Annotated in this window: 22 protein-coding genes; 7 read left to right on the top strand and 15 right to left on the bottom strand. The window is 43.4% G+C overall.

The features are described 5' to 3' along the window. Positions 1-14: 14 nt before the first annotated feature. The 6 genes from glpG to ftsY form a co-directional block, all read right to left on the bottom strand. On the bottom strand, positions 15-863 hold the full coding sequence (gene glpG, locus Vgang_RS00250) for a rhomboid family intramembrane serine protease GlpG (protein WP_105903007.1): 849 nt from the start codon (positions 861-863) through the stop codon (positions 15-17). Positions 864-922: 59 nt separating this feature from the next. Continuing rightward, positions 923-1,246, bottom strand: a complete 324-nt coding sequence (gene glpE, locus Vgang_RS00245; RefSeq protein WP_105903006.1) for a thiosulfate sulfurtransferase GlpE — start codon at positions 1,244-1,246, stop codon at positions 923-925. A 428-nt stretch (positions 1,247-1,674) separates the two neighbouring features. Next, a complete protein-coding gene (gene rpoH / locus Vgang_RS00240; RefSeq protein WP_105903005.1) occupies positions 1,675-2,529 on the bottom strand; it encodes an RNA polymerase sigma factor RpoH in 855 nt (284 codons plus the stop codon). Between the two features lie 270 nt (positions 2,530-2,799). Next, positions 2,800-3,765, bottom strand: coding sequence for a permease-like cell division protein FtsX (gene ftsX / locus Vgang_RS00235; RefSeq protein ID WP_105903004.1), 966 nt, complete (start codon positions 3,763-3,765; stop codon positions 2,800-2,802). Beyond that, positions 3,755-4,429: a cell division ATP-binding protein FtsE gene (gene ftsE / locus Vgang_RS00230; protein ID WP_105903003.1), complete on the bottom strand. Its 675-nt coding sequence runs from the start codon at positions 4,427-4,429 to the stop codon at positions 3,755-3,757. Before ftsE ends, ftsX begins: the two co-directional genes overlap by 11 nt. Positions 4,430-4,449: 20 nt before the next feature. Further along, positions 4,450-5,736, bottom strand: coding sequence for a signal recognition particle-docking protein FtsY (gene ftsY / locus Vgang_RS00225; RefSeq protein WP_105903002.1), 1,287 nt, complete (start codon positions 5,734-5,736; stop codon positions 4,450-4,452). Positions 5,737-5,907: 171 nt separating this feature from the next. On the opposite strand from ftsY, the gene rsmD reads away from it, so the two are divergent. Continuing rightward, positions 5,908-6,510, top strand: coding sequence for a 16S rRNA (guanine(966)-N(2))-methyltransferase RsmD (gene rsmD / locus Vgang_RS00220; protein WP_105903001.1), 603 nt, complete (start codon positions 5,908-5,910; stop codon positions 6,508-6,510). 4 nt (positions 6,511-6,514) lie between these two features. Further along, positions 6,515-6,784, top strand: coding sequence for a DUF1145 domain-containing protein (locus Vgang_RS00215; RefSeq protein WP_105903000.1), 270 nt, complete (start codon positions 6,515-6,517; stop codon positions 6,782-6,784). Between the two features lie 83 nt (positions 6,785-6,867). On the opposite strand, the gene Vgang_RS00210 is transcribed toward Vgang_RS00215, so the two are convergent. The 3 genes from Vgang_RS00210 to Vgang_RS00200 form a co-directional block, all read right to left on the bottom strand. Beyond that, the gene (locus Vgang_RS00210; protein ID WP_105902999.1) at positions 6,868-7,452 is read right to left on the bottom strand and encodes a YhgN family NAAT transporter; all 585 of its coding nucleotides are present in this window, start codon (positions 7,450-7,452) and stop codon (positions 6,868-6,870) included. 63 nt (positions 7,453-7,515) lie between these two features. After that, positions 7,516-8,148, bottom strand: coding sequence for a lysoplasmalogenase family protein (locus Vgang_RS00205; RefSeq protein WP_105902998.1), 633 nt, complete (start codon positions 8,146-8,148; stop codon positions 7,516-7,518). 806 nt (positions 8,149-8,954) lie between these two features. Beyond that, positions 8,955-9,329, bottom strand: coding sequence for a DUF4145 domain-containing protein (locus Vgang_RS00200; RefSeq protein ID WP_170066850.1), 375 nt, complete (start codon positions 9,327-9,329; stop codon positions 8,955-8,957). Between the two features lie 155 nt (positions 9,330-9,484). Between Vgang_RS00200 and Vgang_RS00195 the strand changes: the two genes are divergently transcribed. Beyond that, complete coding sequence (locus Vgang_RS00195) at positions 9,485-9,820, top strand: DUF2500 domain-containing protein (protein ID WP_105902996.1); 336 nt, start codon at positions 9,485-9,487, stop codon at positions 9,818-9,820. A gap of 20 nt (positions 9,821-9,840) precedes the next feature. On the opposite strand, the gene Vgang_RS00190 is transcribed toward Vgang_RS00195, so the two are convergent. From Vgang_RS00190 to Vgang_RS00170, 5 genes are all read right to left on the bottom strand, one after another. Next, positions 9,841-10,854, bottom strand: coding sequence for an acyltransferase (locus Vgang_RS00190; protein ID WP_105902995.1), 1,014 nt, complete (start codon positions 10,852-10,854; stop codon positions 9,841-9,843). Positions 10,855-10,935: 81 nt separating this feature from the next. Then, on the bottom strand, positions 10,936-12,168 hold the full coding sequence (gene arsJ, locus Vgang_RS00185) for an organoarsenical effux MFS transporter ArsJ (RefSeq protein ID WP_105902994.1): 1,233 nt from the start codon (positions 12,166-12,168) through the stop codon (positions 10,936-10,938). A 64-nt stretch (positions 12,169-12,232) separates the two neighbouring features. After that, entirely contained in the window at positions 12,233-12,730 is a 498-nt protein-coding gene (locus tag Vgang_RS00180) for a cyclin-dependent kinase inhibitor 3 family protein (RefSeq protein WP_105902993.1), read from the bottom strand. 11 nt (positions 12,731-12,741) lie between these two features. Then, on the bottom strand, positions 12,742-13,743 hold the full coding sequence (locus Vgang_RS00175) for an ArsJ-associated glyceraldehyde-3-phosphate dehydrogenase (protein ID WP_105902992.1): 1,002 nt from the start codon (positions 13,741-13,743) through the stop codon (positions 12,742-12,744). Between the two features lie 28 nt (positions 13,744-13,771). Then, positions 13,772-14,110, bottom strand: a complete 339-nt coding sequence (locus tag Vgang_RS00170) for a metalloregulator ArsR/SmtB family transcription factor (protein ID WP_105902991.1) — start codon at positions 14,108-14,110, stop codon at positions 13,772-13,774. Between the two features lie 211 nt (positions 14,111-14,321). Here Vgang_RS00170 and Vgang_RS00165 point away from each other — a divergent pair, with 211 nt between their 5' ends. Together Vgang_RS00165 and Vgang_RS00160 are read left to right on the top strand one after the other, a co-directional pair. Continuing rightward, positions 14,322-15,332 (top strand): alpha/beta fold hydrolase, encoded by a 1,011-nt coding sequence (locus tag Vgang_RS00165; protein ID WP_105902990.1) that lies wholly within the window; start codon positions 14,322-14,324, stop codon positions 15,330-15,332. 114 nt (positions 15,333-15,446) lie between these two features. After that, a complete protein-coding gene (locus tag Vgang_RS00160; RefSeq protein WP_105902989.1) occupies positions 15,447-16,280 on the top strand; it encodes a Cof-type HAD-IIB family hydrolase in 834 nt (277 codons plus the stop codon). 101 nt (positions 16,281-16,381) lie between these two features. Here Vgang_RS00160 and Vgang_RS00155 read toward each other — a convergent pair whose 3' ends face one another. After that, positions 16,382-16,834, bottom strand: a complete 453-nt coding sequence (locus Vgang_RS00155; protein ID WP_105902988.1) for an EVE domain-containing protein — start codon at positions 16,832-16,834, stop codon at positions 16,382-16,384. A 345-nt stretch (positions 16,835-17,179) separates the two neighbouring features. On the opposite strand from Vgang_RS00155, the gene Vgang_RS00150 reads away from it, so the two are divergent. Both Vgang_RS00150 and Vgang_RS00145 read left to right on the top strand, forming a co-directional pair. Beyond that, complete coding sequence (locus tag Vgang_RS00150; protein WP_105902987.1) at positions 17,180-18,217, top strand: hypothetical protein; 1,038 nt, start codon at positions 17,180-17,182, stop codon at positions 18,215-18,217. Positions 18,218-18,252: 35 nt separating this feature from the next. Further along, positions 18,253-18,867, top strand: coding sequence for a tRNA-uridine aminocarboxypropyltransferase (locus Vgang_RS00145; protein ID WP_105902986.1), 615 nt, complete (start codon positions 18,253-18,255; stop codon positions 18,865-18,867). The last annotated feature ends 53 nt before the right edge of the window (positions 18,868-18,920 follow it).

The following is an 18,920-nucleotide window of genomic DNA, read 5'->3' as shown; positions in this document are numbered from 1 at the left end:
AACTAAAGCACAAATTAGGATTTTTTTGTCGGCGTTTCTAATTTTGTTGGCGTTTCTAACATAGCTAAAGCACAACCGGTCAACAAACCCGCCAAATGAGCACTATTGGCAATCGCCATAAAAGGCTGAATAAAGCCAAACACTAGCCAGCCCAGCATGAAAATCACTAGGGTACGTGGAATAAATAAACCTTTTTCTGGGCAGCGCCAGCCAATAACCCACAAATAGCCCATCAAGGCGTACACCACGCCAGATAAGCCACCAAAGTTTGCCCCTTCAACCCAGTATTGTGCCGCGCCCGATAATGCCGCAGACAATAAGAAGATCTGGAGTAATTTGAATGACCCTAGCTTTTTCTCAATATCACCACCAAACTGCCACCACCACAGTAAATTAAAGGCAATATGAGCAATAGAGAAATGCAGCAACGCATGACTTATCCAACGCCACAGCTGCCATTTTTGCTCCAATGTGGCAGGAAAATGCAAAGATTGAAAAATAGGACGTCCAAAACCAACAAATTGCAGCGTGTATATGGCTAAACACACCACCATAATTAGTAATGTTAAAGGCCCAGCTTTAGACTTAATCTGCTGAATAAAGCTAGGAGAATGGTATTGGAACTGTTGAGTACGAGTGTCTGCCACTTGCCAAGAAGCCTCTTGATATTTTTGATCGTGTGGATTTGCCATGAACGCGTTTAATTCCGCTTCTGCTTCCACTTGATGTTCAGGTTGTTTGAGCCACAAAGCAAAATGACCCTCTCCCTCCGGCATCAGCACAATATCAATGTGGCGTGAGGCCATATAATCAATAAAAGATTGAGCAACGCGAGGGTTATCCAATGTGACCAAACGAATCATACTACTACCTATTTGGTTTACTTATACACAATCCTGCCAATGAAATGACAAGATGACCATTACGCCATTTTTATCACGGGCAAATCACTACGTTGCCAAGCTTCAAAACCACCATCCACACTATACACTTCTTCAAAGCCTTGGTTGACTAAATATTGGGCCGCACCTTGGCTACTGATACCGTGATAGCACATCACCAACACCGGCTGATCAAACTCAATCTCTTCCATCAAAGCCACAATCGTATCATTAGTTAAATGCTTCGCTTCTTGAGCGTGCGCCACCGCAAAAGATTGTGGGTCTCGAATATCCAGTAACACGGCATTTTTTTCACGCAACATCTGCTGAGCACCGGTTACATCAATATGTAAAAACTGGTCCATAAGTTTGATTCCTTTTTCGATAAATAAAGTGAGGCCATTATAACGTATCCCACAGCAAACAAAGACATAGAGAAAGTGAGGACTCCTAAAATTGTATACAAATAAGCCATCTGTGGATAAAGCTGTGAATTGCGTTGATAAAGTGTTTCTCTAATAAAAGATCCACTAGATGTAGTGTTGATCCTGATCTAGGTGTGTGTAAATTTATCTTTATCCCCATTCAAAAAAACGTCACGAACCCAGATGTTGTGTGCGGATCGATCACTCCAACACTAGTTTCCCCACAAACTTATCCACAGGGGAAAATGGCGCAATCGATTATAGCGATCCGTCCACATGATCGAACCGAAATAAACTGATCGCATAAAAAAAGCCAAGATCATAAGACCTTGGCTTTTGGGGATTCTTATCCATGAACCAATGATGAATTAAAACTCACCCACCGCTGATTTCAATTTCTTCATTGCGTTCTTTTCAAGCTGACGAATACGTTCTGCCGATACATTGTAGGTTTCTGCTAACTCTTGCAGCGTTGCTTTTTGGTCATCCAACCAACGAGAACGAACAATGTGTTGGCTGCGCTCGTCTAACGTTGCCAAAGCATGACCTAGACGGTTATTAGTATGCGCTTCCCAGTTATCCGCTTCGATATTTTCAGCAATATCAGAATGCTTATCTTCTAAATACAATACCGGTGCAGTGTAAGAAGAGATGGAATCATCATCTTCTGAAGGCATTTCAAAAGTCGCATCTTGCGCGGCAAGACGAGACTCCATTTCACGCACTTCATGAGCAGATACACCGAGCTCTTGAGCAACAGTTTCCACTTCACCATTGTTAAACCAACCTAAGCGTTTTTTCGACTTACGTAGGTTAAAGAATAATTTACGTTGTGCTTTGGTCGTGGCAATTTTCACAATACGCCAGTTACGAAGCACGTATTCATGGATTTCAGCTTTAATCCAGTGAACAGCAAATGAAACAAGACGAACACCCACTTCTGGGTTGAAGCGTTTAACTGCCTTCATTAAGCCAATATTACCTTCTTGGATCAAATCCGCTAAAGGTAAACCATAACCAGAATAGCCACGAGCTACGTGAACCACAAAGCGTAGGTGTGACAGAATCAGGCCTTTCGCCGCTTCAATCTCACCGTGGTAATGTAATCGCTCTGCTAAGTCACGCTCTTCTTCAGCGCTCAGCATTGGGTAGCTGTTCGCTGTGCGAATATAGCTATCTAAACTATCTGAAGTGACTAAAGCCATTGGATATGCGTTTGACATTCAATTCCTCTTTCTGTCTTTAAATCGGTTGAACACTGTTAGAAAGACATTTGCTTAATTTACAACCCACCTATTCTGGACCTAAAAATCTCGATCTTCAAGGGGGAAATTATTATTCATAGTCATTAGCGAGAATGCAAGCCTCTAAAGCTATTGCTTAAAAGAAAAGCCGTGAAGCTCACATTGCAGCGCCAATAAACATAATGCGATTGAAAAATTGGCTAATAAAAAAGGCCTCATGAGCGAGACCTTTTATTAGAGTGAAGAAGTTTAAACTGGTTCAATTTCTTTTAGATGTTTTCTCGCCGATAAATTAGCGGCTATCCATCCAAGCGCTGAGCCAAGCATTAATAGCAAAATACTTTCATCCCAGCCTAAGCCGAGCAAACTAAAGTGACTATCGTACAAATTAGCCAAATCATCGACCGCGCCACTCACTAACAACGTGATGATCAACGTAAACAACCACGCAATGAAAGAGCCAAGTAACCCCAACCATAAACCGGTGTACAAATATGGACGCAAGATGAAGCGGTCGGTGGCACCAATTAACTTCATAACCTGAATTTCTTCTTTATGCGCCAAGATATTAAAGCGTAGTGTGTTACCGACAATTAAGAACACCGACACCAACATCAGTACAGCAAAAGAACATGACACTATATAGGCTAAGTGTTTTATCGCATCCAAACGTGCAAACCAATCTTCATCCAAACGCACATCAGTGACATCGCTTTCTGCTTGCAATTTACGCGCTAGCATTTTGATATTGCCGGTTTGATCCGCTTGAGGCAGCACCACTAACACCGGAGGCAAAGCGGTATTGCTTAATAACGACATCGCTTTTTCCAATCCGGAGAACTGGCTTAAATCTTCCAAGCCTTGCTGAGAAGAAATGTATTGCACCGATTTCACTTCCGGCATGTTTTCAAGCTGGTCTTTAAACACCATCAAACGCGCTTCTGGTGTGCCTTCTTTTAAATACACACTGATTTGAGAGGCGCTGTTCATCTCTTCAGCCACCGTAGCGATATTTTTACCCGCGGTATAAAACGTGGCAGGCAAAGTGAGTGACATCGATACCACAGCCAATGTCAAAATCGTGCCTAGTGGGCGCGCCATTAAATTACGAAACGATTCTTTGGCTTGTTTAATATGAGTACGGAAAAAACCTTCCGAAGTTGGACGAGCATTCGCTTTTGACGATTTGGCCGCTTTCATCTTCTTATTGGCCATAACGTTCTACCTCACTTAAGAAACCTTGATTCAATTCAAAACGACGATATTGAGGTCGGCTATTCACCAATTCCAGATCGTGGGTCGCTAAAATGATCGACACACCGGCGCGGTTAAATTCTTCAAGCAAATTCAACACTTGATGCGATAACGCGTGATCGAGGTTACCGGTTGGCTCATCGGCGAGTAATAAGCGAGGGCGATTCACAACCGCGCGAGCAATACCAACACGTTGCTGCTCACCACCCGATAATTGGCGAGGCAAGCATGGCGCTTTATCTAACATACCAATTTTATCTAACGCAGCTGAAACACGACGTTTGATCTCATTTTCCGATGCGCCTTCAATTCGCATTGGCAACGCGACATTATCAAATACAGTACGATCCATCAGCAGGCGGTGATCTTGGAAAATAATGCCAATATTACGGCGCAAAAACGGAATATCTTTGCTGGCGATACGGCTAATATCATGATCATTAAAATGAATTTTGCCATCACTTGGACGTTCAATCGCACAGATCAATTTGAGTAAGGTACTTTTACCCGCACCAGAGTGGCCGCCAAGAAACGCCATTTCACCACGTCTTAGGTGGAAATCGACTTTTTGCAGCGCTTGGTGACCGCCTCGGTATACCTTGCTGACTTGTTGAAACTTAATCATTTCTTTCCCTTAATACCCGATTATTCTTCACGGCTAAATAGCGCTTCAATAAAGTCATGCGCTTGGAATGGACGTAAATCATCAATGCCTTCACCCACCCCAATATAACGAATTGGAATTTGGAATTGATCCGCCAGTGCGAAAATCACCCCACCTTTGGCGGTGCCATCAAGTTTGGTTAAGTTAATGCCAGTCACAGGGGCGACATCGCTGAACAATTTAGCCTGACTGATGGCATTCTGACCCGTACCAGCATCGAGCGTTAACATAATTTCATGCGGTGCAGAATCATCGATTTTCTTCATTACACGCACAATTTTACGCAACTCTTCCATCAAGTTGCTCTTATTCTGTAAGCGTCCCGCGGTATCAGCAATGACAACATCCACACCACGAGCACGCGCCGCTTCAATCGCATCATAAATAACAGAGGCGCTGTCTGCGCCAGTATGTTGCGCAATCACAGGGACATCATTACGTTGCCCCCAAACTTGCAGCTGTTCAACCGCGGCTGCACGGAAAGTATCACCAGCCGCTAACATGACCGATTTACCCTGTGATTGGAATTGTTTGGCGAGCTTACCAATCGTCGTGGTTTTACCTACCCCGTTCACGCCGACCATCAAGATCACATACGGCGTTTTGGTGGTATCAATTTCAAGCGGTTGCTCAACTTCCGCTAAGATATCGGCCATTTCTTGTTTTAATAGCCCATACAACGCTTCGCCATCTTTTAAATCTTGGCGAGACGCTTTTTCCGTCAGGCTATCAATAATTTTAACCGTGGTGTTCATGCCCACGTCAGCAATCAATAACTGCTCTTCTAATTCTTCAAATAGATCATCATCGATTTTTTTGCCTTTGAATAAACCAAAGAAACCGGCGCCAATATTTTGCTTGGTGCGCTGTAAGCTGCGTTTTAAACGGGCAAAGAAACTTTCTGTCGGTTTGGTTTGCTCTTGAACGCGATCGCTTTCTAATTCTTCCACCTGTGGAGAGTTTGGTGGCATTTCTTCAACGTCATCCGTTTCAGCAACCTCATCGGCTTTTGCAACGAGCTCGTCTTCAATCGTAATTTCAGGCTCAATTTCTGCCTCTTGCTCTACGGATTCAATCGATGCTTCTTCATCCAACTGCGATGACGTCGATTGCGACTCAAGATCATCTTGCTTCTGCTCAATAACAGTTTCATCAGTTAGCGTTTCTTCAGTCGGAGTGTCAGAGGTGGGTTCAGAGGAGGTTTTTTTTTCTTCTTCTTCAGCAAAACCTAGCCAAGAGAGTAAACCGCGTTTCTTTTTAGCTGTCATGAACAAGTCCTAGCATTCACTTTGTGTCAAAGTGATCAATATTTAAAGGTAAGTCGCGAGCAATCAGCGCTAACATAGCTTGATGGTTAGCAAACTCCTGCCCCTTAAAGTCAGTTAGGTATATAATATCACTTTATTAGTACACTAAAAAATCTATCTGCGGTTTATTCTATGCAAAGACGTAAAGCTTCACCCTCCTCAACGCCGAAAGGCTCAACTGGCTTTATTCGCATCATCAGTGGCTTATGGCGCGGAAGAAAATTGCCGGTTCAAGATGCGCAAGGGTTACGCCCAACCACAGACCGAGTGAAAGAAACGTTATTTAATTGGCTGGCCGCCGATATTCCTCATGCTCGTTGCTTAGATTTGTTTGCTGGCTCTGGGGGTTTAGGCTTTGAAGCCGCTTCACGCCAGGCGGAATTGGTCACCATGATCGAACTTCACAAACCGGCCTATCAACAGTTGAAAACCAACATTCAGCAACTCAAAGCCAATAATATTGAAGTGCATAACCAAGATGCGCTGAGCTTTTTACAACAAGCTGGTCAGCCTTATGACATCGTATTTATTGATCCGCCTTTTCGTCAGGGTTTACTTGAGCAAACTCTCAACTTACTGCAACAAAATGGTTGGCTCTCGGATAATGGGTTAGTCTACATCGAAACAGAAAAAGAGCTTCACTTACCGACGCTTCCAACGCATTGGCAATTGCATCGCGAGAAAACTGCGGGACAAGTTTGCTACCGCCTCTATCAATTAGAATCTGTGGAATAACCGCATGAAAAAACTCTTCAATCTCGCCGCTAAGGCATTTATGTTGGTCGTATGGCTAGTTTTTATAACTAACCTGATCAATCCATTCCCTGGCATGGCACACATCGCGCTCAATGTGATGGCGATTTTTACCCTATTTATGCATGCTATGCAGTCAATGCTATTTTCTAGTGCTCTCCCAAAAGAAACGACGATGACAAGATGGGAAAAACTGTCGATTGTGTTATTTGGCACGTTTGCCTTAATCGATCTCAAAGATAAATATTTAAAATAATCTATCGCTCCCCCAAAAAAACAAAGCCGTCGATGAACTCAAATCATCGGCGGCTTTTTTATAAAATCGGATTTATATAAAGATTAAGATAAATATTGCTTGAGGCCATCTAAGAACATTTGCGTTGACATCATCACCAGCAATAAACCCATCAAACGCTCGATCGCACGAAGCCCTTTCTCACCCAAAATGCGATGGAAGAAACTGTAAAACATCAAAATTAAGAAAGTCCCCGCCCACGCCAATAGCACCGCTAATGACCAATCAAGCATACGATCGGGTGACTGACTGGAAAGAAGTAATAAAGATGCAATCACCGAAGGACCTGCGATCATCGGAATCGCCAAGGGGACAAAGAAAGGTTCTTCACCGGCAGCCAGTCCAACCACACCACCCGGCTGTGGAAAGATCATACGAATCGCGATAATAAACAAAATTAACCCACCAGAAATGCTCAAAGTCTCCGGCTGAACATGCAAAAAGCTTAAAATCGATTTACCCGCAAACAGGAATAACAACAAAATCAGTAAAGCAAACACCAATTCACGCACTAACACGATACGACGACGTTTCGGATCCAGATGTTTCAAAATTGAGAGCACGACTGGCAAGTTACCCAGCGGATCCATAATCAAAAACAGCATCACAGCTGCAGATAAAATTTCCATATACTTTCCAATGTTACGAATAAAGGCAATGCGTAAAAACGTAAGATCGCGTCATTAAATACATTAGGCTGACGCTAAAACTAAAGGCGCAATGATCAAAATATGTGAGCCAAAGTAGCACAACATCGTCCAATCATTCGACATTTTGAAAGGTCGTTTAAAATGATGAATAGACCATATCAACACTGACGTTGCCAACAACGCCGTGCCAAGAAAACCAGACAGATCCAATAAAGAACGACTCACCTGCCACACCTGACCAGATGCCCACAACAATTGCCACAAAATAATCGCAACCACAGCCGCATGTTTTACAAAGCTATCTAAAAGAGGCAATAAAATGAAAAAAATCACGACGATCAAGGCAAACAACGCTATCGGAACGGCCCAATTTAAATGCTGAACTTGAGACCAGAAACTCAAGCTATAGAACAAGCAACCCATCGAAAACCACAAGAATTGCAGAATTTTGTATCTTGTCGCGAAGGTTTCAACGTAATAACAAAGTGCAAAAAAAGCCAAAGCACACATAGACCAAATCGGCGCTATTTGAGGAGAGTTAAGCGTTGGAGCTAACGAATAGGCCAGCGCGATTAAGATGAATAATTTCGAAGCCGCAAAAAGTTTCGGCTTATTCAGTCTCATCAATAACAGCATGGACAGTAATAACCCACCCATTAACAGCCAATACCACATGCGTTTCCCCTTTCTATTTACCAACTTAGTGTAGAGAGACCCCAATAGAAGGTAAAGTCGAAAATGATACCTTAGAAAAGATTGTTATTTCTCTAACTGATAATTAAATCAGCATAAAATCACACAACTTATCTATTTCGCCATATCGAACTTCAAACCCTTAAAAACAGAACTTTTACAGAACAAAAAACAAACAGAACAATAAAAACAAAAACAATCAACAACTTAAATAAAAAAATAAGAGCAAAAAACAATCAAAAATCAAATAGTGAAATTTTTAAGTCAATTTTTTGTCATCCGTTTCTTAAAAAACGAATTTTTGAGCCCAGAAAGGCCAATATTTCTATAAAAATTTCAGTTTAACGATAAAATCCTCACCACTACTCACTAAGCCATAAAATAACAATTTTAAAAACCCATGACATTTCGAAATGAACAAAAACAATATTATTAAATAAAAATCAATCACTTAAATAAAAGCAATGATTATCAAAAATGAAAACCATCATTGCATTTTAATTGAGTAAAACCTTTACCTATGACATTTGGGCGATATTCTTACAACAAACTTGCATTTATAGCCCGATATCAAATAGATCTAGATCAACTGCTTTTTTTTTGTTATATTAGCTGCATATTCAATCAACCAAGGAGTTTTCTCATGACAACATCTCAAAGACAAGGATTGGTATTAATTGCAGTTATGGTTGGTTTAATGACTCTACCAATGATCTCTTAATCAAATTCTTAAAAACAAAAAAGGACGCACATAGCGTCCTTTTTTGTTTGTATTTTACTAAGATCAATCAGTTAAGATTTAAGTGTTGTGCGACAACATCCCAATGAACCACATAAACAAGCGCAGCACCAAGCGTCATCAACACCATCAATAAAATTGCCACACCCCATATCATCTTGCCACTTCTGGGTGTGAGTTCTTTTTCGCACTCAATACACGCTCGAACAAATTGATCGATCAAGGCCTGATTCGATCCTTCTTCATCTAACAAATGCTGCCGAGTATCGGCAATAGAGTAGAGTTTTTTCGCGATATCATGAGGTAAACGAGTTCCACAGCTTTCTGTTAGCTCGACTAAACCTTGCCCTTGTGCGTAATACTGCTCTCTTAGCAACCGCTCCAAACGACGAGTATGCATGACGACTTTTTCAATATCAGACACTCATGACTCCTCTCTTCCATGACAACATGTAGAAACTAAACCAAGATAAAGGCAATAAAACCAGTAGTACATCGAGAAAAACTCGTTTAGATCACGATTTATTGCGTTCAGTTAAGTAGAATTTGCTAGAAAAATAATTAGTTAGGATCTTCTTTATGCCTATCAGCTTAATCATCGCCATTGTTTTATTGATCGGACTTTCTGCTTGGCTAGCACTTCGTTTTAACCAGCGCCATAAAGTCGGTCAAGATGCCCCACAGCAAACCGTCAAAGTCATGGTGCTGGATAAACAAAGTATCGACATTCCAGATGCTCAACCGGGGAAAGAAGATCAAGAGTATTGGATTTACGTACAAAAGCTGCCTGTTGGTCCCAAGCGAGAATTCAAAGTCGGCATTCATTATTATGGGGCGCTAAACCCAGGAGATCGTGGCGAACTTACATATCAAGGTGATAAATTTTTGCATTTCGCTCTCCAGCGACAGTCCTGACGCTGGAGAGTTTTATCTCATTAAGGCAATAACCAACGAGTTTTCGCTGAGCGAGCCAACAGCCAACTGAGGGCCAGTGCGCCACCACCACTGAGCACAACCCAAAGCGGAATCACCCAAATAGGGTGACCTTGGTGCCAACCATAGGCTTTCATTGGCCACAAGAACACTGGGTGTAGTAAATAAATTCCCAAGCTATAACGACTAATAAAGCTCACGATAGCCACTGTTTTTCCGCTCAAACGGTCTGCAAAATAACGACATAAAATAAACACCATCATCGCCGCCAATGCAGTATTCAGAGTCTTGTAGGAAAGCCAAAGACCAAAAGTATAGTGCTTAGCCTCAACGCTTCCCATCATCACCATCAACGCTGTAACCGCTAAAGACACCATACCAATAATAAACACCGACAGTGCAATATTGCTGGTCACTTCCATCCTTTGATAACAAAGATAACCCAAAAGTAAGTAACCACTATAAAGATAGATTTGATTGCTCCACGGGCCGCTCACACCAAATAAATAAAACGCCGTAGTAAGAAGCCACAATGAAATCAAAGCGTACAAACTTACGCTATCACTCACTTTGACGAGGTACTGTAGAAAAGGAATAACGAAATACAGTGGAATAAAATAGTAAAAGAAGCCTAAATGATAATAAGTTTCGTGATGGAAGAAATCAGACAGGACTTGATAACTGGTTTCCGCATCAAACCCACTCGCACTCCAACCAGAGAGGTACGCGTAGAAAAGCGACCACACCACAAACGGCACCACGACTTTCGCGACACGACGCTTTAAATAATAGTGGGTATCAAAAGGGCGAGTATCACTTAAAAATAACGCCCCTGAAACCATAATAAAAACCGGGACCGCCCAACGGGAAAAGCTATTGATGCCCACTGCGGTTGACCATTGGTCAAAAGGAATAACCCCAAGTAACTCTCGATAAGGAGCAAGCACATGAATCGCTACCACTGCGACCGCCGCAACGCACCTGAGTAAATCAAAGAAAAACACCCTTTGCGTCATTAATTTGCACCTTTATTGCCATAAACCAATATCGACAACAATAAAGCAACAAATTGCTAATGGCTATCACTTAACCAAAAGTTAACCCACAGCAGACGTTTCCGTGATTAATCCCTTCTTAGGCAGCCAAATCGAAATCACACACGTTACAACTAAAAAGGCAAACGACACCCATAAGCACGCCGCTAACCCTGCCATTTGGAATACCCAGCCAGATAATACCGTACCAATTAAACGTCCCATCGCATTGGCCATATAATAAAAGCCCACATCCATAGAGACGCCATCGCCTTTGGCATAACTAACAATTAGGTAAGAATGCATGGAGGAATTAATCGCAAAGAAAGCCCCGAAGATCAATAGCCCGACCACAATCACCAATTGCGGTTGCCACTGAATTTGTACTCCATAAGCGACTAAACCGGTAATCAAAGCCAGTAACGATGCCCAAATTAACGCGGCTCGACCATCGGGTATTTTGCCTTTTGCTTTACCTGTTAATCTCGGTGCGAACCCTTGTACCACGCCATAAGCGATAACCCATAGCGCCAAGAAGCTGCCCACCCAGATATGCTCCCAGCCAAAAACACTACCAAGATAAATAGGTAGCGCCACCACAAACCACACATCACGCGCACCAAATAAGAACATGCGAGCGGCGGATAAGATATTGATTGAACGAGACTTAGAAAACATCTGGCTAAATTTTGGTTTGGATTTGGCTTTGCCCATGTCCGATTCCAACCAAACCAAGCTGCCCAAGAGCACCAAGACGAGCACGGCAGCCATCGCCAACATCGAGTATTGAAAACCTAAAACCGATAGCAGCAAGCCACCGAGAAAGAACCCCACACCTTTAAGGGCATTTTTCGAACCGGTTAACACCGCTATCCAATGATATAACGCGCCTTGTTGGTCATTTGGCACTAAGGTTTTGATTGCACTCTTAGCGCTCATTTTATTCAAATCTTTCGCGATACCTGACAAGGCTTGTGCTGCCATCACCCACGGAATGGTCAGCCACGAGTTAGGAAGTGCTAACATCAATAAAGCCACAATCTGCATCATCAGGCCAATGTTCATGGTTTTATTCAGTCCTAAACGCGCGCCAAGCCAGCCTCCGACCAAATTGGTGACGACGCCAAAGAACTCATAAAACAGAAATAACGAGGCAATGGCTAGCGTGCTGTAACCCAAATCGTAGAAGTACAGCACCACCAGCATCCGTAATGCACCATCGGTTAAGGTGAAGTTCCAATAATTAAACGTCACCAACATATATTGGCGAATTTGGCGATCTAAATGGGCAAACATAACAAGATTTATCCTGTTTAAGGCACCAGATATGACTCATTCGCCATATCTGAGACAGAAAAAATTAATCGGCTGAAAACTGATTGATGTACTCAACCTGTACCGGTTTAGTGAATGCACCAGGCCTTAATGCTTGTACTTCGTGAATAATGTCATCCAGCGCCCAACCTTGTTCTAATAACACATGAGCGGCTAATAAACCGGTACGGCCAGAGCCGCCCATACAATGCAGCGCCACTTTATGATTATTCTCTAAAAGTTGATGCAGATTTGGACTCACCGCCTTCCAACCTAATTGAAAGCTGTCATTTGGCGCACAATCGTCTTCAATCACTAATTGAAACCATTGCATTCCCAGCTGTTCTACCTGTTCACCTAAGCTTTCAACTTGCGCCTGTTGCAACTCTTCATCACTCAAGGCAGTGACAACCGCGGCCACACCTTGGGCTTTTAATTGAGAAAGGGAGTCTTGCAAGCTCACGCCCTTAGTGCCTGGACACGGAGTAAGTACTAACCCAGCACCTTGTTCATTTAATGGTAAATCCCATGTTGGATGTGTCATCGTTCTACTCCTTAAGCCAAACCCACTTTACGAACCAACTCAGCCGTGCGTGTGGCGTAGCCCATTTCATTGTCATACCAAGCGTAAATTTTCACCATGCGAGTGCCCACCACCATGGTCGATAACGCATCAACAATGGTCGAGCGCTGGTCGCCTCGGTAATCAATCGACACTAATGGTTTTTCTTCAAACCCAAGAATGCCTTTCAGCTCACCCTGTGCTGCTTCTTTGAGTAGTGCATTGACTTCTTCTGCGGTGGTATCTCGCTTCACATCAAAAATAATGTCAGTTAAAGAAGCATTGGCTAATGGGACACGAACGGCATGACCATTAATTTTGCCTTTCAGATCAGGGAAAATTTCCACAATCGCCGTCGCTGAGCCGGTTGTGGTTGGGATCAAGCTCATGCCACATGCGCGAGCACGACGCAGGTCTTTGTGCGGGGCATCCAAAATGGTTTGAGTGTTGGTCAAATCATGAATAGTGGTAAAAGAAGACAGTTCAATACCGAGTTTTTCATGGATCACTTTCACCACAGGGGCAATACAGTTGGTGGTGCAAGAAGCTGCGGTCACAATACGGTGAATCGCAGGGTCAAAAATCTCATCATTGACACCCACGACAATATTGGCAATGCCTGGCTCTTTAACCGGCGCAGACACCACGACACGTTTTACGCCTTGCTCAAGGTATTGATTGAGAAAAGCCGTTTTACGATGTACACCTGTCGCTTCAATCACTACATCGCAATCCGACCAATCGACCGCTTGTATTTCCTTTTCTCGAGTAACCGCAATACGTTTCTCATTAATCAGCATCGCGCCATCTTCTTCGATTACTGAGTGCTGCCAACGACCTTGCACCGAATCAAATTCCAGTAAATGCGCTAACGTATGGGCATCGCCAGCCACATCATTGATACGCACAAATTCAACTTCCGGCCAATCAAACGCAGCACGTAAAGCCAAGCGTCCTATGCGACCAAATCCATTAATTCCAACTTTGATTGTCATGGTTATTTCCTTAAATGATTCGAAATGATTAACAGCACACAGGGCGCGCATTCATATTATGTAAGCGCTCACTATCAGCTTGATACTCTTGTTGCAAACAGCTTGATTGTTTGAGTCCTTCAATCACCTTACGCATCCAACCCGGTAAATCTTGTGATAATTGGTAGTACACCCACTGACCTTTACGGCTGTCCAGCAGCAAACCCGATTGACGTAATTGCGCTAGGTGGCGGGAAATCTTAGGCTGACTTTCTTGCAAGGCCTCGGTGAGCTCACACACGCACAGTTGCCCTTCTCGAGCAATCAACAATAAACAGCGAGTTCGGGTTTCATCAGCCAACATTTTGAAAAATTGATGGGGTAACATAGTGTTTTCACCTTATATATGGATATGCGCATATTTGTATTTATTGTTCGAAAACGCAACCCTTCAAATGACGTTGTCATCAAATATTCATATTGAGAGAAGAGGCTAGAACAAAACAACAAAAGAGAAAAAACTACGTTAGAGGGGTAAAAAATGGCATAGTGGGAACCATCAATGTCGCTCACTTCGAGCCAAGCAATACAGATGTGATATGAAAAACCCTAACCCGCCGAGGCAACAAAAACAATGCCAACAAGAACAATGGCAACGTGAACATCAGTTTATTGAATTTTCACAACAGACCTTAGCGCCTTTCTGGCAAACACGAAATGAAGGCTTTATCTCTGGTGAACAGGGTAAACAGCTGTATTGGGTTTCGTTTACCAAAAAAGAAAACACCAAAGCGATTTTTGTCGTCAATGGCCGTATCGAAAGTGCCTATAAATACCAAGAGTTATTCTGGGATCTGACCGAACAAGGCTACGACGTGTATTCGTATGATCACCGTGGACAAGGCATGTCGGAGCGCTGTTGTGACGATCGCCAAATCGGCCATGTCGAGCACTTTGATCATTACATTCAAGACATGCACCATGTGGTCACAGCGTTTGACTTTAGCCGCTACGATAAATCGTTCATTTTGGCTCACTCTATGGGCGGCGCGATCTCCACTCGCTATATTCAAACCCATCCCGACCATCCGTTTGATGCGATTGCGTTAAGTGCCCCGATGATCGGTATTCAAATGCAATGGTATTTGCGCCCGTTTTCTGCACCATTAACCAAATGGATGGCGGCTCGCAGTCCATTACCAAACTATGCTCCTGGGCAAAAAGCCTATGTAGCCAAACCTTTTACCAATAACCACTTAACCCATAGTGAGCTGCGCTATCAATGGTTCCGCGATTTATATGACCGCCAACCCGAGATTCAATTAGGTGGGCCAAGCAGTCATTGGGTTAATCAATCCTTATTAGCCGCCAAGCGCTGTAGCCTAGAAGTGGAAAAAATCACCATTCCTGTGCTATTGATGCAGGCAGGGCAAGATACGATTGTCGATAATGCCGCTCAACGCCGCTTTATCAAAAAACTCAACCTGGTTCATCACGGACGAGGTCAATTAGAAATCATTAATGGAGCACGCCACGAGTTGCTGTTTGAAAGTGATGAGCTGCGTGTTCAAGCTCTGCAACTGTGTTTGGATTTTTTTGCCCAACACTAAAGGATAAAGACGGCTAAAAGAGGAAACAAACAAGAATGACCTTTACCCTCTTTTTTCCTCTTAAATTCAAGTAGACTATTTTCAATTCAATTAAAGTGATTTTTTAGAGGCAATATGTCAAACACTCCGCTTTCTCAAACTGATTTACAAGATGTGCGTATTGTCGCATCCGATCTTGATGGTACTTTGCTGCTTCCTGACCACACGCTCGGTGAACTCACTAAGCAAACCTTGAAGAAACTGCACCAACAAGGCATGACGTTTATTTTTGCCACTGGTCGTCACCATGTGGATGTCGCCACTTTCCGTAGTATTGCGGGCATTCCAGCTTACATGATCACATCAAACGGGGCGCGTGTGCACAGCCCTGACAATCAATTAATGTATAGCAAAAACTTACCAGAAGAGGTCATCCAACCGATTGTCGATATTCTGAAACAAGACCCTAGCCTACGCATTCATATCTACCGCAGCGACGATTGGCTGACTGATAAAGAAGATTTGAGCTTAAGCAAACATCACCAAGAATCTGGCTTTAATTACACGGTTTTCGATGTCGATAACGCACCGACTCAAGATGTGGCAAAACTGTTCTTTACTCACCCAGATCATGACCACCTAGCACAGTACGAACAGCAATTGAAAGAGCAATTTGGTGACAAACTCAGCATTGCTTTCTCGACTCCGACTTGCTTAGAAATGATGGCACCGAACGTCTCAAAAGGCGACGCACTGAAAGCGGTGGCACAAGCATTAGGCAAAGATCTTGAGCATTGTATTGCTTTTGGTGATGGCATGAACGATGTGGAAATGCTGGAAGCGGCGCACAAAGGTTTAGTTATGGGTACCGCTCACCACAAAGTGATGCAAGCCCTGCCTAATCACGAAATCATTGGCAGCAGCGCCGATGAAGCCGTCGCCCATTACTTAGAAGATCACCTGCTATAATCCAACGCCCTTTCTCCCTGAAAGGCAAAATGGCGACCCACACCTTGAAGTGACGGTCGCCATTTTTGTATTTACCAATTTAATATCAATCGCAGCTAATTTTATTCTTGGTGCAAGATTATCTGCCACTCTTCTTCGGTGACGGGCATGATGGATAAACGATTGCCGCGTTTTACTAACGGCATATTTTCCAGCTCGGGAATGGCTTTCAATTCTGCTAGTGTGACAATACGTTCAAACTTACGCACAAACTCAATATCCACCATCATCCAACGAGGGTTGCTGGGATCGGATTTAATATCAAAATATGGGCTTTCAGGATCAAATTGAAAATGATCGGGATAGGCTTCTTTTACCACTTTCGCTATCCCCGCCACTCCGATCTCTTTGCATGAAGAATGATAAATCAGCACTTGATCACCGACTTTCACTTCATCACGTAACATGTTTCTTGCTTGATAATTGCGGACTCCCTCCCAACATGCCACTTTTTGTACACGTAGCGTATCAATCGAAAAGGTATCCGGTTCTGTTTTGAATAACCAATATGCCATAATGAACCTTCTGTTGCCCGGTCAGTCTACTAGGGCCTGTTGAACTTTCGTGGTTAAATTTTGTTCGAGATAAAAGCGTTTTAGGCAAGGCAAGTCGATTGTAGCCTAGTTATTCTAAGTAAATGAGACTTAACGAAGCATAAAACGCTTTTAGCCGAACCCTTCGGGCAGCGTTTGTTGGGTATTTATACTGCGTTATCGGCTCCTCGTGTAGGCTAGCTACACCACGGAGCCTCTGCCTTGTTTAAATACCCAACAATTCGCTGCAAAAATCATCACGAAGGATCAACAGGCCCTACGGTCTGTTGACCTTTCGTAATCGTATCTATTAAGGATGAAAATACCATGAAGGCTTATACAATCCCATTGAGTTTTTCACTGCTGTTATTGCTCAGCGCTTGTTCTAGCCAGCCAGATGAACCGCAATTACTCGCCCAAAGTGAGCCGGTTGAAATGGCCAACAGTGATGAACTTACTACGGCAAATCGAGTCGATGAGCAGCTATTTATTCAGCAAAGCCAACAACAAGCCGCGAGTCAAAGTGCGCAGGATTGGGTAGGCACATATCAAAGCAAAGCGCAGGCAGGCTTGATCACCACATTAGAGCTGAATGCAGATCATACTGCCACCACTCGTTATACATATCAAAACGGTGACCCTAGCTTAATTGAAACCGGCTTTTGGCAACAAAATGAGGATACCATTCACGTCTTGATGACGGAGCATGATGGCAATCAATTCAATGCCTTACGCATCTTCACCATTGATGGCTTCCAGCTTAAAGCGGAAAAAGAAATCGTCAATGGCATGGAATACCAACTGGGTACCGATGGATTAACGGTACAAAAAATGAAAGTGGAAACCAGCATGGTGCCAGCCGATCAGGCCGCGACTCAAGGAGCCATCACGGCTCTAGCGGCAGCGAACATTGTCGGCAGCAATCAGTACAATGCTCAGGTTGATGCCACCATTCGACATTATTTCAAAATCAACCGCACTGACCCAAAGAATAACCGTTATCGCTGGCTGACCTACGATATAAACAACGACCAAAAGCCGGAACTATTTGTCCTCACTGATTGGTGTGGTTCCGGCGGCTGTACGGTTTTGATGTTTGAAAATCGTGATAATGAATGGCAATTTAACAGCCGTATTACCCAAGTCCGCACTCCGATTCAGGTCACCAATTACCATCACTTCGGCTGGCGTGATTTGATTATTCCAGTGAGTGGTGGTGGCGCAAAAGCAGCCAATCATGTCATGGAATACACCGGCGTCAGCTACCCGATTAATGCCTCTACTGCGCCAGTAAGCGATAAAAAAGGCAACGTAACACTATTCTCCGATAACATCAGTGCAGCGCAACAAGGGATAAAAATGTAAACTAAGGCGGTGTTTTCATCATCACTTAAAGCCGAATGTCACCAAACCCAACTAAGCCCAGCACTCCGTCATGCCCTCAATGTGGCTTGCGCTACCAATGTGTCTGCATCCATACACCCAAGCTTGAGATCAATGCTCACATTGCGCTGCTCACTCACCCTAACGAGCTCAAACGTGCCACCAATACAGGTAAACTACTCAGCCATAGCCTATCCAACTGTGAGGTTCATGTATGGGATAGAGTCAATCCACCCGCCAAACTGCTTGAGCAAATCCCCCAACAAGCGACCTATTTGTTGTTTCCAAGCGAACAAGCGATTGATTTAGATACCATCAAATCGAAGCCTTTGACGGGTTCTGCATTGTTTATTATCTTGGATGGCACCTGGCAAGAAGCGAAAAAAATGCTCAACAAAAGCCCGTGGCTGCAAGCCTTACCTAAAGTCTCTCTGTCTGCTGCTCAGCTCTCTAGCTACAGCCTGCGCCGTAATCAAACACAAGGCAATTTATGTACCTGTGAGGTAGGAATAAATCTGTTGCAGCAACTGAATCCGAAGCAGGATTTATCAACACTACAACAGTATTTTGAGTTGTTTTTGAAGATGTATGAGGCGGATAGGGAGCATAGGGTTTTCGAGTCTCGTGAATAGGACGGAAACGTAGCTAGGTACTCGGGCGCTTCGCTGCTCGGGTCTCGGGTCTC

It is taken from the genome of Vibrio gangliei, assembly GCF_026001925.1.
Classification (GTDB): domain Bacteria; phylum Pseudomonadota; class Gammaproteobacteria; order Enterobacterales; family Vibrionaceae; genus Vibrio; species Vibrio gangliei.
Note: the sequence above shows the minus strand (reverse complement) of the source record. Positions and strands in the feature narration are given on the sequence as shown.